This window comes from Halomonas heilongjiangensis (assembly GCF_002879645.1).
Classification (GTDB): Bacteria; Pseudomonadota; Gammaproteobacteria; order Pseudomonadales; family Halomonadaceae; genus Halomonas; species Halomonas heilongjiangensis.
Genome location: NZ_PNRE01000036.1, coordinates 71674 through 89329, shown reverse-complemented (window position 1 = coordinate 89329; position 17656 = coordinate 71674). Strand labels below are relative to the sequence as shown.

Below are 17656 nucleotides of genomic sequence, written 5' to 3'. Positions count from 1 at the left end.
GAAGCCCGATCCGGTTTGGTTCCATGACGCAGACTCGCTGCGTCAGGAACCCATTATGGCTTAGTGGTCAATCGCTACGCCAGCGCCTTTCGGGAAGCGAACGCTCTCGACCAGGTCCTGGATCTCCTGCGGAGGTTCTTCGGTCGCACTGGAGACGGCGAAGGCCACGGCGAAGTTGATCATCGCGCCGATGGCACCGAAGGAGAGCGGCGAGATGCCGAGGATCCAGTTGTCCGGCGTGTTCGGCAGCATGTTGGTGCCGGGGATGAACAACCAGCCAAGGTAGGTGAAGATATACAGCAGGGTGGCGATCAGGCCGGCCAGCATGCCGGCAACTGCGCCCTTGTTGTTCACCCGCTTGGAGAAGATACCCATCATCAGGGCCGGGAACAGCGAGGCGCCCGCGATACCGAAGGCCAGGGCCACCGTCTGGGCCGCGAAGCCCGGAGGGTTCAGGCCCAGGTAGGTGGCCAGCAGGATGGCACCGCCCATGGAGATGCGCGCCGCCAGCATCTCGCCCTTCTCGGTGATGTTGGGGTTGATGGTGGTCTTGATCAGGTCATGACTGATGGCCGAGGAGATCGCCAGCAACAGACCCGCAGCGGTGGAGAGTGCCGCGGCGATACCCCCGGCGGCGATCAGGCCGATGACCCACCCGGGCAGGTTGGCGATTTCCGGATTGGCGAGTACCAGGATGTCGTTGTTGACGGTCAGTTCGTTGCCTTCCCAGCCACGCTCTGCGGCGGTTGACGCGAAGGCCTCGTTGCCTTCGTTGTAGAACTGAATGCGGCCGTCGTCGTTCTGGTCGTTGAAGGTGATCAGGCCGGTCTCTTCCCAGGTCCTGAACCAGTCGGGCCGCTCCTCGTAGAGCAGGGCATCGCCCATCGCCTCCTCGTAGTTCTCCACCTGGCCACTCGCTTCCGGATAGACGGTGGTCAGCAGGTTCAGGCGTGCCATGGAGGCCACCGCCGGTGCGGTCAGGTAGAGCAGCGCGATGAACACCAGGGCCCAGCCGGCGGACCAGCGCGCATCGGCCACCCGGGGAACGGTGAAGAAGCGGATGATCACGTGGGGCAGACCCGCGGTACCCACCATCAGCGACAGGGTGAACAGCACCATGTTGAGCTTGTTGTCCACGTCGGCGGCGTAGTCCTGGAAGCCCAGCTCGACCAGCACTTCACTCAGCTTGGCCAGCAGCGGCATGCCGGATTCGTTGTGCACGCTGAACATGCCGAACATGGGGATGGGGTTGCCGGTCAACTGCAGGGCGATGAAGACGGCGGGAATGGTGTAGGCGACGATCAGCACCACGTACTGGGCCACCTGGGTGTAGGTGATGCCCTTCATGCCGCCGAATACCGCATAGAGGAAGACGATGAAGGCGGCGATCCAGATGCCCCAGGTGTTGCTGACTTCCAGGAAGCGGGAGAAGGCCACGCCGGCACCGGTCATCTGGCCGATGACGTAGGTGACGGAAGCCACCACCAGGCAGACCACGGCCACCAGGCGGGCGGTATTGCTGTAGAAGCGGTCACCGATGAAGTCGGGCACGGTGAACTTGCCGAACTTGCGCAGGTAGGGCGCCAGCAGCATCGCCAGGATGACGTAGCCGCCCGTCCAACCCATGAGGAAGGAGGAGTTGGCGTAACCACCCGAGGCGAGCAGGCCGGCCATGGAGATGAAGGAGGCCGCGGACATCCAGTCGGCGGCGGTCGCCATGCCGTTGGTGATCGGGTGCACGCCGCCACCGGCGACGTAGAAGTCCTTGGTCGAACCGGCTCGGGCCCAGACCGCGATACCGATATAGAGGGCGAAGGAGGCGCCCACGAACAGCAGGTTGATGGCAAACTGACTCATGCTGGCTTACTCCCCGAGGCCAAACTGTTTATCCAGCCTGTTCATTCTCCAGGCATAGAAGAAAATGAGGCCGATGAAGGTCAGGATGGACCCCTGCTGGGCGAACCAGAAGCCCAGGTCCGTACCACCGATGGGGATGCCCGACAACAGGGGGCGCAGCAGGATCGCGAAGCCGTAGGACACCAGCGCCCAGACAATCAGGCATCCGGTAATCAGGCGGACATTCGCCTTCCAGTAAGCAGCGGCATTGGATTTCTCATCTGCCATGGTGTTGCTCTCCACTTGTTATTGGGGGGGGTGAGAAGTTGCACCGATCGATCCCAGGCCCATCAGGGCAATCGTACGTATACAACGACTATCCATCGGAAGGCTGTCCTGTACGAGGATGTTGCCTGCCTGTGGACGGCAAGGATTGTCGACGTGCGATTACCCTGCATGGCTCTTGGTTGATACTGGGCAATGAGTGGGAAAAATAAATCCCAGACTTTGGTATCATGAAAAAATACCGATGGAAGAGTGTCATTTTTTTTCACTATAAATCATGCGGTTATGCAGCATCGTCTCTGTTGTTTCCGGGCCCCGCAAGGCGAGCATAGGACGATGGTCTAGCCGGTCATGCATGGGACGATAGTCTAATCACGTGTCCGTTATGACGTTGGTCTAAGTCGGTAAGGATAGGACGATTGTCTAGGTTCTTTCTTGAATCGCCACTTTGCTATCTTGAAGCCACCGTGGCTGTCATGTGCTTATGAACCTGCGGGGTGAGACAGCCGCCTAACGAGGACAGCCCCATGGTCGATGTCGATCTCTCTCAACCGCCATTCACCTTTCTGGATGATGAAGGACGCGAGCGCGTTCGCAGTGGCGTCGACCTGGCCTACTTCGACCGTGACGAGATCATTCTCGAAACCGGTCAGCCCGGAGAGTTCGTCTTCATCATCCACAAGGGCGAGGTCGCGGAACTGGACACGACCCTCCCCAGCGCGCGTGAGCGCATCGGCCACTACACCCAGGGCGACCTGTTCGGCGCCATCAGCATCCTCAATGGCAAGAGCCGCTACCGCTTCCGTGCCGAGCAGGAGAGCCTCTGCTATCTACTTCCCAAGGCGCTGTTCCTGCAACTGTGCGAAGAGTATCCCCCGTTCGCCGAGTTCTTTCGCCAGACCCTGGCCCACAAGGCTCGCCTGTTGACCGAGCAGCGTGCCGAGGGCGGCGTGACCATGGCCGGTTTCATGCTTGCCAGGGTCAGCGAGTGCATGCGCGAGCCGCTCTGCGTGGGGCCGGCCTCGACCATCGCCGAGGCGGTGGCCACCCTGCATGACAGTCACGCCGACAGCCTGCTGGTCAACGGCGACCAGGGGGCGGGCATGGTCACCAAGACCGATCTGCTCAACGCCCTGGTGCTGGAAGGGCGCGCGCAGGACAGCCCGGTGCAGGCGGTCGCACATTTCGAGCTGGTGACGGTGACCCCCGACCAGTACCTGTTCGAGGTGCTGGTGGTGATGACCCGCCACCAGGTCGAGCGGGTGGTCGTCATGGAGCAGGACGCGCCCTGCGGCGTGGTGGAGCTGACCGACGTGCTCAGCTACTTCTCCAGTCGCAGCTATGTCGTCAGCCTGCAGGTGGAACAGGCGGACAGCCTCGAGGCGTTGGCCGCCGCCAGTCGGCGAACGCCGGAGCTGGTGAGGGCGCTGATGGCCCAGGGGGTCAAGCTGCGCTTCGCCATGGGCCTGCTGGCGGCCCTGAACGGTCGCATCATGAACAAGGCCTGGGGCTTTTTGATCGACGAGCCCCATCGCCGCGACAGCTGCCTGATGGTGATGGGCAGCGAGGGGCGCGGGGAGCAGATTCTCAAGACCGACCAGGACAATGGCCTGATCCTGGCCGATGACCTCGATTGGCCCGACTGCGCCGAGCAGATGCAGCGGTTCACCGAGACCCTGATCGAGCTCGGCTATCCGCCCTGCCCGGGCAATATCATGGTCTCCAACCCGGAGTGGGTCGGCAGCGTGACCCAGTGGCGCGGCCGCATCGCCCGTTGGGCGACCAGTCGCGATGGCGACAGCCTGATGAAGCTCGCCATCATGCTCGACTCCCACGCGGTGGCGGGCAATCCGGTGTTGCTCGAACAGGTCCGCGAGGAGCTGTTCGAGCGCTGCTCCCGGGACGAGATCCTGCTCTCCTACTTTGCCCGCCCGGCGTTGCGTTTCTCCACGCCGCTGACCCTGTTCGGCTCGTTGAAGAAGCCCCAGCACGGCATCGACATCAAGAAGGGCGGCATCTTTCCCATCGTCCACGGGGTGCGCGCCATGGCGCTGGAGCGAGGCATCCACGTTACCTCGACCCTGGAGCGCCTGGAGGCACTGGCCGAGGACGGCCGCCTGGAGGCTCGCTTCGCCGAGGACCTGGGCGAGGCGCTGTCGCTGTTCACCCAGTTGCGCCTCGAGCAGCAACTGGCACGCCTGGGCGGTGAGGGCGACAAGGGCAAGAAGCCCGACCGGGTGGTGGTCCAGGAGCTCTCGTCGCTGGAGCGCGACCTGCTTCGCGAGGCGCTGCATATCGTCAAGGATTTCAAGCAGCGTCTGTCGCACCGCTTTCACCTGGAATATTCGTGATACGGGGCGTGCTTTCAGGGATCGACACTACCTACAGGAGGTCAACCCATGCTCAAGGTACTGCGCCGGGTCGCCGATCGGCGCCGCCAGGCCGACGGCTACTACGCCTGGCTGTTCCAGCCCTACACCGGTGACGAGCTGGTCGCCATCGACAGCGAGACCACCGGGCTCGATACCCGCAGTGCCGAGCTGGTATCGCTGGCCGCGGTGAAGATCCGCGGCGACCGGGTGCTGGCCAGCGAATCGCTGGACCTGCGTCTGCAGCGTCCCGCCTCGTTGAGCGGAGACTCGATATGCATCCACGGCCTGCGTGGCATCGACCTGGAGGGTGGCGAGAGCATCGAGACGGCGCTGAGCCGCTTCCTGGAGTTCATCGGCAACCGGCCGCTGGTGGGCTGGTGCCTGGACTTCGACCTGGCGATCATCAACCGGGAGCTGCGACCGCGCTTCGGCTTCGACCTGCCCAATGCCGGCATCGACGTGGCGCATACCTATGTCCGCCAGTTACGCCGTAGCCATCCCGAGATCGAGCCCGGCCTGCGCTTCGAGCAGGTGGCCGGCGCCCTGGGAGTGCCGGTGATGGGGCGGCACACCGCGCTGGGCGATGCGGTGACCACGGCACTGATGTACCTGCGCCTGGAGCGAGGCGCCATGCTGGCGAAGCGCACCTCGTGAGGCCGAGCCTCCAGGGTGGTGCTTGGCATGGGGCCCGGCGGGGGAACGGTGGCCTACCGTCGCCAGGGGGCGGTGGCGGTGGTAGGATGGGCGCCCGTCATTTCCAGCCGCTCTGGCAGTGCCCCGACCATGCAAGATGCCGTGATCTTCGACCCTAGCCCCGTTGACGCTCCTGTCACGGAAGATGACGCCACGCCCCTTGGTACCCTCGATGGGAAGGGCAGGCGCGAGTTCAACAAGCTGCAGAAGCGCCTGCGACGCCAGGTGGGCAATGCCATCATCGACTACGAGATGATCGGCGAGGGCGATCGGGTGATGGTCTGCCTGTCCGGCGGCAAGGACAGCTACACCATGCTCGAGGTCCTGCGCAGCCTGCAGCGCAATGCCCCGGTCAACTTCTCGCTGGTGGCGGTCAATCTCGACCAGAAGCAGCCCGGTTTTCCCGAGCATGTGTTGCCCGAGTACCTGGACGGCATCGGGGTGGAGTACCACATCCTCGAGCGCGACACCTATTCGGTGGTCAAGGAGAAGACCCCCGAGGGCAAGACCACCTGTGCGCTCTGTTCGCGGCTGCGTCGCGGCTCGCTCTACGGCTTCGCCGAGGAGATCGGTGCCACCAAGATCGCCCTGGGTCACCATCGCGAGGACATCCTCGAGACGCTGTTCCTCAACCTGTTCTTCGGCGGCAGCCTCAAGGCGATGCCGCCCAAGCTGCTCTCCGACGACGGCCGGAACATCGTCATCCGCCCGCTGGCCTATTGCCGCGAGGCGGATATCGCCGAGTTCGCCCGGCTGATGGCCTTCCCGATCATCCCCTGCAACCTTTGCGGCTCGCAGCCCAACCTGCAGCGCCAGGTGGTCAAGGAGATGCTCGCCGAATGGGAAGCCAGGCACCCCGGCCGGCTCGAGAGCATGTTCAAGGCGGTGACCAACGTGGCGCCCTCGCAACTGGCCGACCGTGAGCTGTTCGACTTCGCCGGCCTGGAGGAGAAGCAGGCCCGGCTGCAGGCCGACCGCATCGATATCCTCAACGAGTTGTAGAAGACCGCTGTCGGCGCTATTGCCATTGATACGAGAAACCCCGCCGGGCGATGAGTCAGGCGGGGTTTCTGTTCGAATGACGGCAGTGCCTGAAGTCGCGGCTTGTCCGGCGACAGGGCCTTCGTGGAGGCGCTGTGAACCCTTCCCTGGGCGCTACATTCTCCATCCATGGAGAATGACCTCCACTCCGACCTGTCCCCGGCGCCGCTCGCGCAAGGCGTTACCCACCATGATCCTGCTTGGCGCTTGGCGCTTGGCGCTTGGCGCTTGGCTCTAGCGGGCGCCTTCCTCCTCGGCGACCTTGGTCAGCGCCGCCAGGTCGAGGATATTGACCTCGCGGCCGGAGACGGCCACCAGTCCCTGCGTCTGGAAGCGGCCGAGGATGCGGCTCACCGTCTCCACCGCCAGCCCCAGGTAGTTGCCGATGTCGGCCCGGGACATGGAGAGGCGGAAGCTGTAGGGCGAGTAGCCGCGGCGGCGGAAGCGGTCGGAGAGGCCGGCGAAGAAGGTCGCCAGGCGCTGGTCGGCGGTCTTGCGCGACAGCAGCCGCATCATGCGGCGATCGTCGCGCATCTCCTTGCTCATGCTGCGGTAGAGCTGGGCGCGCAGCTCCGGCAGCTCCTCGGAAAGGGCATCGAGGCGGTCGAAGGGAATCTCGCACACGGTGGTGGTCTCGAGCGCGACCACCGTGCCGGGATAGCGCGCCTCGTCGATGCCATCGAGGCCCACCAGTTCGCTGGGCAGGTAGAAGTTGGTCAGCTGGTCCTCGCCGCTGCCCTCGGTGGTGACCTGCTTGAGGCTGCCCGAGCGCACGGCGTAGACGCTGGTGAAGGCGCTGTCCTGGCGGAACAGTGCCTCGCCCTTCTTCAGGGGGGCGCGGCGCCGGATGATGGCATCGAACTGGTCCATGTCCTGGAGCTCGAGCGCCAGCGGCAGGCAGAGCGAACTGAGGCTGCAGGTCTGGCAGCGGGTCTCGTGCAGCAGGGAACGCCGCCTGCCGGTCGCGGTATCAGGCATGCTCTCCTCCATGATGGTGACTCTGTCGCCATTATGGAGGATTAGCCCAGGCCGGCAAAGCATCCCTTTGGAGGTAGCCTCCGGCCATTGGAGGTAGTCCCTCACGCGTTGCGGGAGTCGCTCGTTGCCAGCTGCGGCGGCGCGTGGGCGTCGAAGGCCATGGCGAGGTGCTGGATCAGTAGCCGGCCGATCGGCGTGACGACGAGCCGGGGGCCCACCCGCGTCACCAGGCCGTCGCGTTCGGCCACCTCCAGCCGGATCAGGGGATCGGCCAGGTGGGTCTCGGCATCGACCCCGAAGGTGCGGCCCAGTGCCCCGAGGTCGAGCGCCATGTCGCACATCAGTCGTTCGATGGCGTGTCGCCGGAGGCGGTCGTCGAATGTCAGGCGCCGCCCTCGGTCGGTGGCCATGTGGCCGGCGTCCAGCGCCCTCTCGTAGGCGGCGAGTTCCGCGGGATTCTGGGCATAGACGTCATCGACCCGGCTGATCGCCGAGACGCCGAGTCCGATCAGGTCACACGGGGTATGGCTGGAGTAGCCCTGGAAGTTGCGCGTGAGGGTGCCCTGGCGCTGGGCTATCGCCAGGCTGTCGTCGGGGCGGGCGAAGTGGTCCATGCCGATATGCACATAGCCCGCCGAGGAGAGCATCTCGAGGGTGGCATGCAGCATCGCCAGCGTCTCCTCGGGACCGGGCAGGTCCTCGACATGAATGCGGCGCTGGGAGGTGAAGCGCTCGGGCCGGTGGACGTAGTTGAAGACCGACAGCCGGGCCGGGGCCATGGCGATCACCTGCGCCAGGGTCTCGGCGAAGCTGTCGCGGGTCTGCAGCGGCAGGCCGACGATCAGATCGAGGTTGAGCGAGCGAAAGCCGAGACGGTCGGCTTCGTCGATCAACGACTCGGTGAGCACCCGGGGCTGAACCCGGTTGATGGCCCGCTGCACCCTGAGGTCCAGGTCCTGGACACCGAGGCTCAGGCGGTTGAAGCCGAGGGCCTGCAGATGGCGCAGGGTGAAGACATTGGCCTCCCGGGGGTCGATCTCGATGGCGTAGTCACGCTCCCTCGAGCCCGAGAGCCCGAAACGGGCATCGAGGCGGTCGATGAGGTCGCTCATCTGGTCGAGGGCGAGGAAGGTCGGGGTGCCGCCGCCCCAGTACAGCTGCTGGATCTCCCGCGAGGCATCGAGGTGGCGGGAGCTGAGCACCATCTCCCGATCGAGGCGCGACAGATAGGCTTCCGCCAGCCGTGTGTCCCTGGTGACGATCTTGTTGCGGGTGCAATAGAAACAGCCGTTGCGGCAGAACGGTACATGAATGTAGAGCGACAGCGGTTGGCCCTGGTCGTTGCTGCGCGCGAGAGCCGCGCTGAAGTCGTCGGGCCCGAAGCCCTCATGGAAGCCGCGAGCCGTGGGGTAGGAGGTGTAACGTGGGCCGCGGGTGTCGTAGCGGCGCAGCAGTGCCATGTCCCAGGCGAGCCGGGCGGAATCCTCTGGGCCTTCGCGCTTGACGTGAGCGGTCATGGCGGCACTCCGGATGATGGATATGCTCCGATGGTAGCGGGGCCGGCCCGGGGCCGTGTTGAGCTGCGTCAAGCGGGGGCGAATTCGTCGGGCGGGGTCAGGCGTGGCCGGCACCCGGCAGCAGGCCCCAGAGCTGCCACAGGGCGAAGGCGATGATCGACACCGCGGCCAGGGTGCGGGTGGCACGGTGGCGGATCAGGCCGCCGAGCTGGCGTGCCGCCAGCCCGGTGGCCAGCAGCGCCGGCAGGGTACCCAGGCCGAAGGCGCCCATCAGCAGGGCGCCCTGGTGCGGGGCCGCGGTCGCCAGGCTCCAGGCGAGCATCGAGTAGACCAGCCCGCACGGCAGCCAGCCCCAGACGGCCCCCAGCGCCACCGCCTGGGGGACCCTCACCACCGGCATCAGCCGCCGGCCCACGGGTTCCAGGTGGCGCCACAGCCGCTTGCCCAGGGCCTCCACCCTGAGCAGCCCCTTCCACCAGTCGGCGATATAGAGCGCCATCAGGATCAGCATCACCGCGGCCAGCCCCTGCAGCACCAGGCGGGTGACCGGGGTGATCGCGACCAGGGTACCGAGCCCGGCCGCCAGGGCACCGGCGACCATGTAGCTGGCGATGCGCCCGAGGTTGTAGCCGAGCAGTAGCCCGGAGAGTCGGGCCGTAGAGCGCATGCTGGGGGGGACGGCGAAGGTCAGGGCACTCATGATGCCGCCACACATGCCGATGCAGTGGGCGCCGCCGAGCAGGCCGAAGACGAAGGCCGCCAGCAGGGGCGGTAGACCCAGGCCGGTGGGATCCATCAGCGCGGTGGCTCCTCCCGGTCAGCGGGGGGGTGGTCGACCTCGCCCCGCGACCGTCGCCGGCGCTCGCGTTCCTCGGGGAGAAGATCGTTCTCGTCCTCGTCGAAGAGGATGCGATGGGCGGGGCCCTCGAGGTCCTCGAACTGGTCATGCTTGACCGCCCAGAAGAAGGCCCACACGGCCAGCCCCAGCAGGATCAGCGACAGTGGAATCAGCAGGTAGAGGATGCTCATGCGTTCACCAGCCGGGGCGTCGGGACGAATGGCGTGACGGCCGAGCGGAAGCGGTTGAGCCGCAGGGCATTGCCCACCACCACCAGGGAGCTGGCCGACATGCCGAGAGCGGCGACCCAGGGCGGCACGATGCCGATGGCCGCCAGTGGCAGCGCCGAGACGTTGTAGCACACCGACCAGATCATGTTCTGGCGCATGATCCGGCGGGTGGCCCGACTGATCTCGATCGCCTCGACGATACGCGTCAGCCGCGGGCTGAGCAAGACGGCGTCGGCGCTGGTGCGGGCCAGGTCGGTGGCACCGTTCATGGCGATGGCCACGTCGGCGCCGGCCAGCACCGGCACGTCGTTGATGCCGTCGCCGACCATCGCCACCTTCTCGCCCCCGGCCTGCAGGGCCTGGATACGCTCGAGCTTGTCTTCGGGACTGGCCGAGGCCCGCCAGGTGGCGATGCCGAGACGCGCGGCGAGCCGGCCCACCGCCTCGGGGGTATCACCGGAGAGCAGCTCCACCTGCAGCCCCAGCGCCTGGAGGGCGGTGACGGTGGCGGCCGCCTCCTCACGGAGATGGTCGTGCAGGGCGAACCAGGCACGCGGCTCGCCCGCCTCGGCGAGCAGCAGCCACTGTCCCTCGCCCGGTGGGCTCGGGGCCTGCGTCGGCGCGGCGAAGGCGGGCTTGCCGAGCCGCCAGGGGCGGCCCGCGATCTCGCCCTCCAGGCCCTGGCCGGTGCGGCTGACCACGTTCCGGGCGCGCACCGTGGCGTCGCGGTGTGGGTGGAAGGCGCGGGCGATAGGGTGCTCCGAACTCGCCTCCAGGGCCGCGGCCAGCACCCGGGCGCGTGCCTCGTCGAGGTCCCCGAGTGGGCGGGTCTCCACCAGCGCCATGCGGCCGGTGGTCAGGGTGCCGGTCTTGTCGAGGATCACCCGGTCGAGTTGGGAGAGCGCCTCGATGGCATTGGCGCGGGTCACCAGCACACCGCGGCGGCGCAGCTGGCCGTGGCCGGCGGTCAGCGCCGTGGGGGTGGCGAGCGCCAGGGCACATGGACAGGTCACCACCAGCACCGAGAGCGTGACCCAGAGCATCCGCGACGGATCGATGAACCACCAGACGGTGGAGACACAGGCGGTCACCAGCAGCAGCCGCAGCACGAAGAGGTGCGACATGCGGGCGGCCATCTGGGCGAGCCGTGGACGGCTGGCGAAGGCGCGGTCGGTGAGGTCGACGATGCCGGCGACCCGGGTCTCGCGCCCGGCGTGGGTGACGCGTACCACCAGCGGGCTCTCGATGTTCTGGCTGCCGCCGGTGACGGTCTCACCCGGGCGGCGGGTCACCGGCAGGTACTCGCCGGTGAGCATCGATTCGTCGAGGCTCGACTCGCCGTCCTCGATCACGCCGTCGGCGGGCACGCCATGGCCGGGCTTGACCAGCACCCGGTCGCCGGGGGCGAGCTCGCTGGCCGGCAGGATGCGCTCCTCGCCCCCGTCGGTGAGGCGAATCGCCGAGAGCGGCAGGGCGCCGGACATTGCATTGCCGCTGTGGCCGCTGCGGCGCCGGGCGCGGGCCTCCACGTAGCGGCCGAAGAGCAGGAAACAGGTGAACATGGCCACCGAATCGAAGTAGACCTCGCCGGTGCCGGAGAGCACCGCATAGCCACTGGCGAGGTAGGCACCGCCGATGGCGATCGACACCGGCACGTCCATGCCGAGCACCCGGGTGCGCAGGTCGCGCGCGGCATTGCGGAAGAAGGGCAGGGCCGAGAAGAACACCACCGGGGTGGCCAGGGCGAAGGAGAGCCAGTGGAAGAGGGCGAGGAAGTCGTCGCTGATCTCGCCGGGCGCGGACACGTAGATGGGGATCGAGAACATCATCACCTGGGCCATGCCCACGGCGGCGACGATCAGCCGGCGCACGTTCATGCGCTCTTCCCGCTGCAGGCGGCTCTGGGCCTCGTCGGGCTCGTAGGGCTGGGCCTGGTAGCCGATCGCCGCCATCTCGGCGAGGAGTCGCGACAGCTTGATCCGCTGCGGGTCCCAGCCCACCCGTACCCGATGGTGGGTCAGGTTCACCGCGCTGGAGTCGACGCCCTCCAGGGCGTTGAGCCGGTGCTCGATCAGCCAGGCGCAGGCGGCACAGGTGATGCCGTCCACCGCCAGGGTGGCGTGGACGCGCCCACCGTCGGCCTCGGGGTGCACGAACTGGCGCTGCAGGCCGGGGTCATCGAACACCGCCCAGGTCTCGGCCTTGACCGCCTGGCGCTCGTCCGGGCGCTCGGGCAGTTCGGTACGGAAGCGGTAGTAGCTCGCGAGGCCGCCGTCGACGATGGCATGGGCCACCGCCTCGCAACCGGGGCAGCAGAGCGGCCGCGCCCGGTCGTCGAGGGTGATCGACCAGGAGGCCCCGGCGGGCACCTGGTTGCCGCAGTGGTAGCAGTCGCGGTCGATATCGGCGGTGGCTTCTACGGTCATGGGGTGGGCGGGGTGACGCCGCCGCGGTGGATTACGGTCATTCTGCCGCCGGGCGGCCCGGCGTCAGGGCGATGACGTTCTCGTCGGGGAAGCGCGCCTCGCCGACCAGGCGCCACTCGGGCGAGTCGCCCTCGGGCTGCAGCTGCAGGTACCAGCGATAGCGCAGGTTGTCCGGCGCCTGTCCCAGGTAGCGGCCGTCGCGCACATGTTCCAGCACCAGCTCGATATCGCGGTCGTCCTGGGTGGGGAAGATCAGTTCCAGGTCGAGCCGCTCCGGGCGGGAGTCCCCCTCGAGGTCGAGCACCACGTCGCTGGTGAGGGGGTCGATGCGCAGCCGGGCCTGCAGGCCCAGGTCGGCGGCGCGTTCCTGCTTGGCCAGCACCATGTTGATGGCACGACCGTGCTCGTAGTAGTCCTCCTGCACCATGCCATCGGCGCTGAGCACCGCGAGGAAGGCGAAGGTCGAGCTGACGCCGATCGACAGCATCAACAGGCCGATCAGGAACCAGGGCCAGAACTGCTTGTACCAGGGGGGCGCGGGGTGGGCTTGCACGGTTATCTCCGGATCTGTCCGATGAAGCGCGCCTCGCGCTCCAGGTGAATGCGTTCGTTGTCCTCGGCGGCGAGATGCAACTGGATGGCGTGGCTCGGCAACTCGATCACGTCCGGGGTGGCGGTGATCTGTACCACGGCTCGGCGCGATTCGCCGGCGGGTACGCGGATACGGTCGGTGTCCAGCTCGAGACCGGGTAGACCGCGTGCCGCGAGACGATAGACATGATCCTCGCGGTCGAGGTTGCGCACGGTCAGGGTGTAGACGTTACTGACGCGGCCCTCGCGGGTCATCTGGAACAGTTGGTTGCGCTCGCGCTCGACCTCGAAGCCCAGCGGCATGCGCTCGGACAGTGCCCAGGCGAAGGCGCCAACCATCACCAGCAGTGCCGCCAGGTAGCCGAGCAGGCGCGGGCGCAGGATGCGACTCGGCTTGCCCTCCAGGGCGTTCTCGGTGGTGTAGCGGATCAGGCCGCGGGGGTAGCCCATCTTGTCCATCACGCTGTCGCAGGCGTCGATGCAGGCGGCACAGGTGATGCACTCGTACTGCAGGCCGTCACGGATGTCGATGCCGGTGGGGCAGACCTGCACGCAGAGGTCGCAGTCGATGCAGTCGCCGTGACCGGCTTCCCGCGCCTGCTGGTGGCTGAGACTCTTCTTGCGTGAGCCGCGGGGCTCGCCGCGGGCCTCGTCGTAGGAGACGATCAGGGTGTCGGCATCGAACATCACCGACTGGAAGCGCGCGTAGGGGCACATGTAGATGCACACCTGCTCGCGCAGCCAGCCGGCGTTGAGGTAGGTGAAGACCAGGAAGAAGCCGACCCAGAAGTAGGACCAGCCATGGGCGTCGAGGGTCGGCAACGCGATCACCAGATCGCGGATCGGCGTGAAGTAGCCGACGAAGGTGATTCCGGTCGCCAGGGCGATGGCCAGCCAGATGGCGTGCTTGGTCGCCTTGCGCCAGGCCTTGTCGAGGGTCATCGGTGCCTTGTCGAGCTTGATGCGTCGGTTGCGCGGCCCTTCCAGGCGATGCTCGAACCAGATGAACAGGAAGGTCCAGACGCTCTGGGGGCAGGTGTAACCGCACCAGACGCGGCCGGCGAAGACGGTGATGAGGAACAGGCCGAAGGCGCAGATGATCAGCAGCCACGAGAGCAGCATGAACTCCTGGGGGTAGAAGGTGGCGGCGAAGATATGGAACTCGCGACCCGGCAGGTCGAACCAGACCGCCGGGCGATCCCCCCACTGCAGCCAGGGCAGGCCGAAGAAGAGCAGCATCAGCCCCCAGTTGGCGCCGCGTCGAAGGCGCTGGAAGACCCCCTGGATCTCGCGCACGTAGATGTGGCGCCGGCTGGCGTACATCTCCTGGGAGACGATTTCCCCCGGTACATGCTGGCCGACCGGGCTCGGGGTGACGTCTGTCGTCGGTATCTTGTCGCTCATGGCAGGCTCACGGAGGGCTCGGCGGGAGGAGGGGAAGAACGACTGTCGTGCATTGTATCTACCCCTCGACCCAACGAGACAGGGTGCGACCCGAGGCCGCACCCTGTCCGTCCAGTGCGGGCCGCCTCAGTCCTGGAGGCGCAGGCTGTAGACATAGGCGGCGACCAGGTGGACCCGCTCCTCGCCGATATAGGCCGCCTGGGCCGGCATGTGGCCGTTGCGGCCGTTGCGCAGGGTCTGGCGCACCGCGTCGGCGACACTCTGGCCCGGGGCCTGGTAGAGCCAGGTGTCGTTGGTCAGATCGGGGGCCCCCAGGGCCTGGTTGCCGCTGCCGTCGGGCATGTGGCAGGCGGCGCACACCGAGGCGAAGAGCGCGGCACCCTGCTCGGCAGGCTCGGCATCATGTTCCAGGTCGGAGAGCGCCAGCACATGCTGGGTGAGGTTCTCGATGTTGTTCTCACCGAGCTGCTGCCAGGACGGCATCAGGCCGTTGCGTCCCCGGCTCAGGGTGGTCAGGATCTGCTCCGGTTCCCCGCCGTAGAGCCAGTCGTCGTCGGTCAGGTCGGGGAAGCCGTAGCCGCCCCGGGCATTGGAGCCGTGACACACCGCACAGTTGTTGAGGTAGATGCGCTCGGCGACCTGCATCGCCTCGGGGTCTTCGGCCAGTTCGGGGATCGGCACTTCCTGGTACTGGGCGAAGATCGGCGTGAAGCGCTCCTCGGCGCGTGCCACCTCCTCCTCCCACTGACCTTCCTGGGTCCAGCCCAGGACCCCGGCGAAGTTGCCCAGCCCCGGGTAGAGCAGCAGGTAACCCAGCGAGAACACCACGGTGCCGACATAGAGCTGGAACCACCAGCGTGGCAGCGGGTTGTCGTACTCCTCGATGCCGTCGGCGGCGTGGCCGGTGGTCTCGACATTGCCCTCGGCGTCGGGGGCCTTGTCGGTTCGGCGGTTGGCATAGAGCAGCCAGAAGGCCAGCCCGATGGAGCCCAGCGTGATGACGATGATCCAGGCACTCCAGAAGCCTGAAAGGGAGTCATCCCAAAGATTGTTCATGTGTTCCTGTCTCCCTTGTCTTCTCGGGAATCGGCCTCGTGCGTCCGCTCTTCCGGCGAGAGGCGCTTGTCACGGTTCGGTTGCTCATCATCGTCGGCGAAGGGCAGGTTGGCCGCCTCGTCGAAGTCCGGCTTGCGGCGCCTGGAATAGGCCCAGACGGTGATGCCGATGAAGGCCAGGATCAGCAGCCCGGTGATGATGCCGCGAAAGGTCCCGGTATCCATGTCAGCGCGTGCCCTCGAGCACGGTGCCCAGCTGTTGCAGGTAGGCCACCAGGGCGGTGATCTCCTGCTGGCCGCGCACTTCGCGGGTGGCGTTCTCGATCTGTTCGTCGGTGTAGGGGACGCCGAGGCTACGCAGGGCCTTCATCTTGCGTGGCGTGGCGCGCCCGTCGAGGGTGTTCTCGAACAGCCACGGGTAGGCCGGCATGATCGACTCCGGCACCACGTCACGCGGGTTGTACATGTGGGCACGGTGCCAGTCGTCACTGTAGCGGCCGCCGACGCGGGCCAGGTCCGGGCCGGTACGCTTGGAGCCCCACAGGAAGTTGTGGTCGTAGACCGACTCGCCGGCCACGCTGTAGTGGCCGTAGCGCTCGGTCTCGGCGCGGAAGGGGCGAATCATCTGCGAGTGGCAGCCGACGCAGCCCTCGCGGCGATAGATGTCACGCCCTTCGAGTTCCAGCGCGGAGAGCGGACGCAGCCCCTCGACGGGTTCGGTCGTCTGCTTCTGGAAGAACAGCGGCACGACCTCGGCCAGGCCACCGAAACTGATCACCACCAGGATCAGCACGGCGAGCAGGCCGACGTTCTTTTCGACGATCTCGTGTCTCATTGGTGTCGGTTTCCCCGGTTGGCTCAGGCAGTCTGCGGAATCGGCTGGCGCACGGTATCACTGCGCTTGACGGTCATGGTGACGTTGTAGGCCATGATCAACATGCCCAGCACCCAGCACAGGCCACCGATCAGGCGCACGATGTAACCGGGGCCGCTGGCCTCGACAGACTCGATGAAGGTGTACATCAGGGTGCCATCGGGGTTGATGGCGCGCCACATCAGGCCCTGCAGGATGCCGTTGACCCACATGGCGGCGATGTAGAGCACGGTACCGATGGTCGCCAGCCAGAAGTGCACGGCGATCATGCCGACCGAGTACATCTCGGTGCGACCGAACAGGCGCGGGATCAGGTGATACATGGAGCCGATGGTGATCATCGCCACCCAGCCCAGTGCGCCGGCATGCACGTGGCCGATGGTCCAGTCGGTATAGTGGGAGAGCGCGTTGACGGTCTTGACCGCCATCATCGGGCCCTCGAAGGTCGACATGCCGTAGAAGGAGAGGGCGACCACCAGGAAGCGCAGGGTCGGGTCGGTGCGCAGTTTGTGCCAGGCACCCGAGAGGGTCATCATGCCGTTGATCATGCCGCCCCAGGAGGGAGCGAGCAGGATGATCGACATGATCATGCCCAGCGACTGGGCCCAGTTGGGCAGGGCGGTGTAGTGGAGGTGGTGCGGGCCGGCCCACATGTAGACCATGATCAGCGCCCAGAAGTGGACGATGGACAGGCGGTAGGAGTAGACCGGGCGCTCGGCCTGCTTGGGCACGAAGTAGTACATCATCCCCAGGAAGCCGGCGGTCAGGAAGAAGCCTACCGCATTGTGGCCGTACCACCACTGCACCATGGCGTCGATGGCACCGGAGTAGATGGAGGTGGAATACATGGCGGTGACCGGGATGGCGGCGTTGTTGACGATGTGCAGCACCGCGACGGTCAGGATGAAGGCAGCGAAGAACCAGTTGGCCACGTAGATATGCGAGGTCTTGCGCTTCTTGATCGTCATCAGGAAGACGATGGCATAGCTGACCCACACCACGGCGATCAGGATATTGATCGGCCACTCCAGCTCGGCGTACTCCTTGGTGGTGGTGAAGCCCAGCGGCAGGGAGATCACCGCCGACAGGATCACCGCCTGCCAGCCCCAGAAGGTGAAGGCCGCGAGCTTGTCCGAGAACAGCCGCGTCTGGCAGGTGCGCTGCACCACGTAGTAGGAGGTGGCAAAGAGTGCCGAACCGCCGAACGCGAAGATCACGGCGTTGGTGTGCAGGGGGCGCAGGCGGCCGAAGCTCGTCCACGGCAGCCCCAGGTTGAGTTGCGGCCATACCAGCTGTGCGGCGAGGATGACACCGAGGGTCATGCCCACGATGCCCCACACCACCGTCATGATCGCGAACTGCCGAACTACCTTGTAGTTGTAGGTCGGGTGTTCAAGTGCTGTGCTCATGTCAGGTTCCCATCGAATGCGGTATTGGGTTGCCCCGCGGCATTCTGCCCCGGGTCGGCCTCCCGCAGGATGATGCAGGTCAAGATCCAGCCGGAATTCTAGCGCAG

The 17656-nt window shown here is 66.4% G+C and carries 16 protein-coding genes; 3 read left to right on the top strand and 13 right to left on the bottom strand.

All coding sequences use genetic code 11. The annotated features are described in order from the left end of the window. Positions 1 to 60 precede the first annotated feature (60 nt). Both C1H66_RS08170 and C1H66_RS08165 read right to left on the bottom strand, forming a co-directional pair. Positions 61 to 1857, bottom strand: coding sequence for a sodium:solute symporter family protein (locus C1H66_RS08170; protein ID WP_102627397.1), 1797 nt, complete (start codon positions 1855 to 1857; stop codon positions 61 to 63). A 6-nt stretch (positions 1858 to 1863) separates the two neighbouring features. After that, complete coding sequence (locus C1H66_RS08165) at positions 1864 to 2124, bottom strand: DUF4212 domain-containing protein (protein ID WP_102627396.1); 261 nt, start codon at positions 2122 to 2124, stop codon at positions 1864 to 1866. Between the two features lie 524 nt (positions 2125 to 2648). Between C1H66_RS08165 and C1H66_RS08160 the strand changes: the two genes are divergently transcribed. The 3 genes from C1H66_RS08160 to ttcA all read left to right on the top strand — a co-directional run bounded on the left by C1H66_RS08160 (position 2649) and on the right by ttcA (position 6188). After that, positions 2649 to 4472 carry a DUF294 nucleotidyltransferase-like domain-containing protein gene (locus C1H66_RS08160; protein ID WP_102627395.1) on the top strand — a complete coding sequence of 608 codons (1824 nt, stop codon included), beginning with the start codon at positions 2649 to 2651 and terminating at the stop codon, positions 4470 to 4472. Positions 4473 to 4520: 48 nt separating this feature from the next. Next, a complete protein-coding gene (locus C1H66_RS08155) occupies positions 4521 to 5147 on the top strand; it encodes a 3'-5' exonuclease (RefSeq protein WP_102627394.1) in 627 nt (208 codons plus the stop codon). 129 nt (positions 5148 to 5276) lie between these two features. Next, positions 5277 to 6188, top strand: a complete 912-nt coding sequence (gene ttcA / locus C1H66_RS08150; protein ID WP_102627393.1) for a tRNA 2-thiocytidine(32) synthetase TtcA — start codon at positions 5277 to 5279, stop codon at positions 6186 to 6188. 273 nt (positions 6189 to 6461) lie between these two features. Here the strand turns inward: ttcA and fnr are convergent, their stop codons facing one another. The 11 genes from fnr to ccoN all read right to left on the bottom strand — a co-directional run bounded on the left by fnr (position 6462) and on the right by ccoN (position 17549). Next, entirely contained in the window at positions 6462 to 7205 is a 744-nt protein-coding gene (gene fnr / locus C1H66_RS08145; RefSeq protein WP_102627392.1) for a fumarate/nitrate reduction transcriptional regulator Fnr, read from the bottom strand. A 101-nt stretch (positions 7206 to 7306) separates the two neighbouring features. Next, positions 7307 to 8722, bottom strand: a complete 1416-nt coding sequence (gene hemN / locus C1H66_RS08140; protein WP_102627391.1) for an oxygen-independent coproporphyrinogen III oxidase — start codon at positions 8720 to 8722, stop codon at positions 7307 to 7309. Positions 8723 to 8819: 97 nt separating this feature from the next. Next, positions 8820 to 9518, bottom strand: a complete 699-nt coding sequence (locus C1H66_RS08135; RefSeq protein WP_102627390.1) for a sulfite exporter TauE/SafE family protein — start codon at positions 9516 to 9518, stop codon at positions 8820 to 8822. Next, positions 9518 to 9751, bottom strand: coding sequence for a cbb3-type cytochrome oxidase assembly protein CcoS (gene ccoS, locus C1H66_RS08130; protein ID WP_102627389.1), 234 nt, complete (start codon positions 9749 to 9751; stop codon positions 9518 to 9520). The genes C1H66_RS08135 and ccoS overlap by 1 nt, the downstream gene beginning before the upstream one ends. Then, complete coding sequence (locus C1H66_RS08125) at positions 9748 to 12216, bottom strand: heavy metal translocating P-type ATPase (protein ID WP_102627388.1); 2469 nt, start codon at positions 12214 to 12216, stop codon at positions 9748 to 9750. Before C1H66_RS08125 ends, ccoS begins: the two co-directional genes overlap by 4 nt. A gap of 37 nt (positions 12217 to 12253) precedes the next feature. Further along, positions 12254 to 12769 (bottom strand): FixH family protein, encoded by a 516-nt coding sequence (locus C1H66_RS08120; RefSeq protein WP_276308828.1) that lies wholly within the window; start codon positions 12767 to 12769, stop codon positions 12254 to 12256. A gap of 2 nt (positions 12770 to 12771) precedes the next feature. Then, entirely contained in the window at positions 12772 to 14211 is a 1440-nt protein-coding gene (gene ccoG / locus C1H66_RS08115) for a cytochrome c oxidase accessory protein CcoG (RefSeq protein ID WP_102627387.1), read from the bottom strand. Between the two features lie 126 nt (positions 14212 to 14337). Further along, a complete protein-coding gene (gene ccoP, locus C1H66_RS08110; RefSeq protein ID WP_102627386.1) occupies positions 14338 to 15267 on the bottom strand; it encodes a cytochrome-c oxidase, cbb3-type subunit III in 930 nt (309 codons plus the stop codon). After that, positions 15264 to 15491 (bottom strand): cbb3-type cytochrome oxidase subunit 3, encoded by a 228-nt coding sequence (locus C1H66_RS08105; RefSeq protein ID WP_102627385.1) that lies wholly within the window; start codon positions 15489 to 15491, stop codon positions 15264 to 15266. The genes ccoP and C1H66_RS08105 overlap by 4 nt, the downstream gene beginning before the upstream one ends. A 1-nt stretch (position 15492) precedes the next feature. After that, positions 15493 to 16101: a cytochrome-c oxidase, cbb3-type subunit II gene (gene ccoO, locus C1H66_RS08100; protein ID WP_102627384.1), complete on the bottom strand. Its 609-nt coding sequence runs from the start codon at positions 16099 to 16101 to the stop codon at positions 15493 to 15495. Between the two features lie 23 nt (positions 16102 to 16124). Further along, complete coding sequence (ccoN, locus tag C1H66_RS08095; RefSeq protein ID WP_102627383.1) at positions 16125 to 17549, bottom strand: cytochrome-c oxidase, cbb3-type subunit I; 1425 nt, start codon at positions 17547 to 17549, stop codon at positions 16125 to 16127. Positions 17550 to 17656 lie beyond the last annotated feature (107 nt).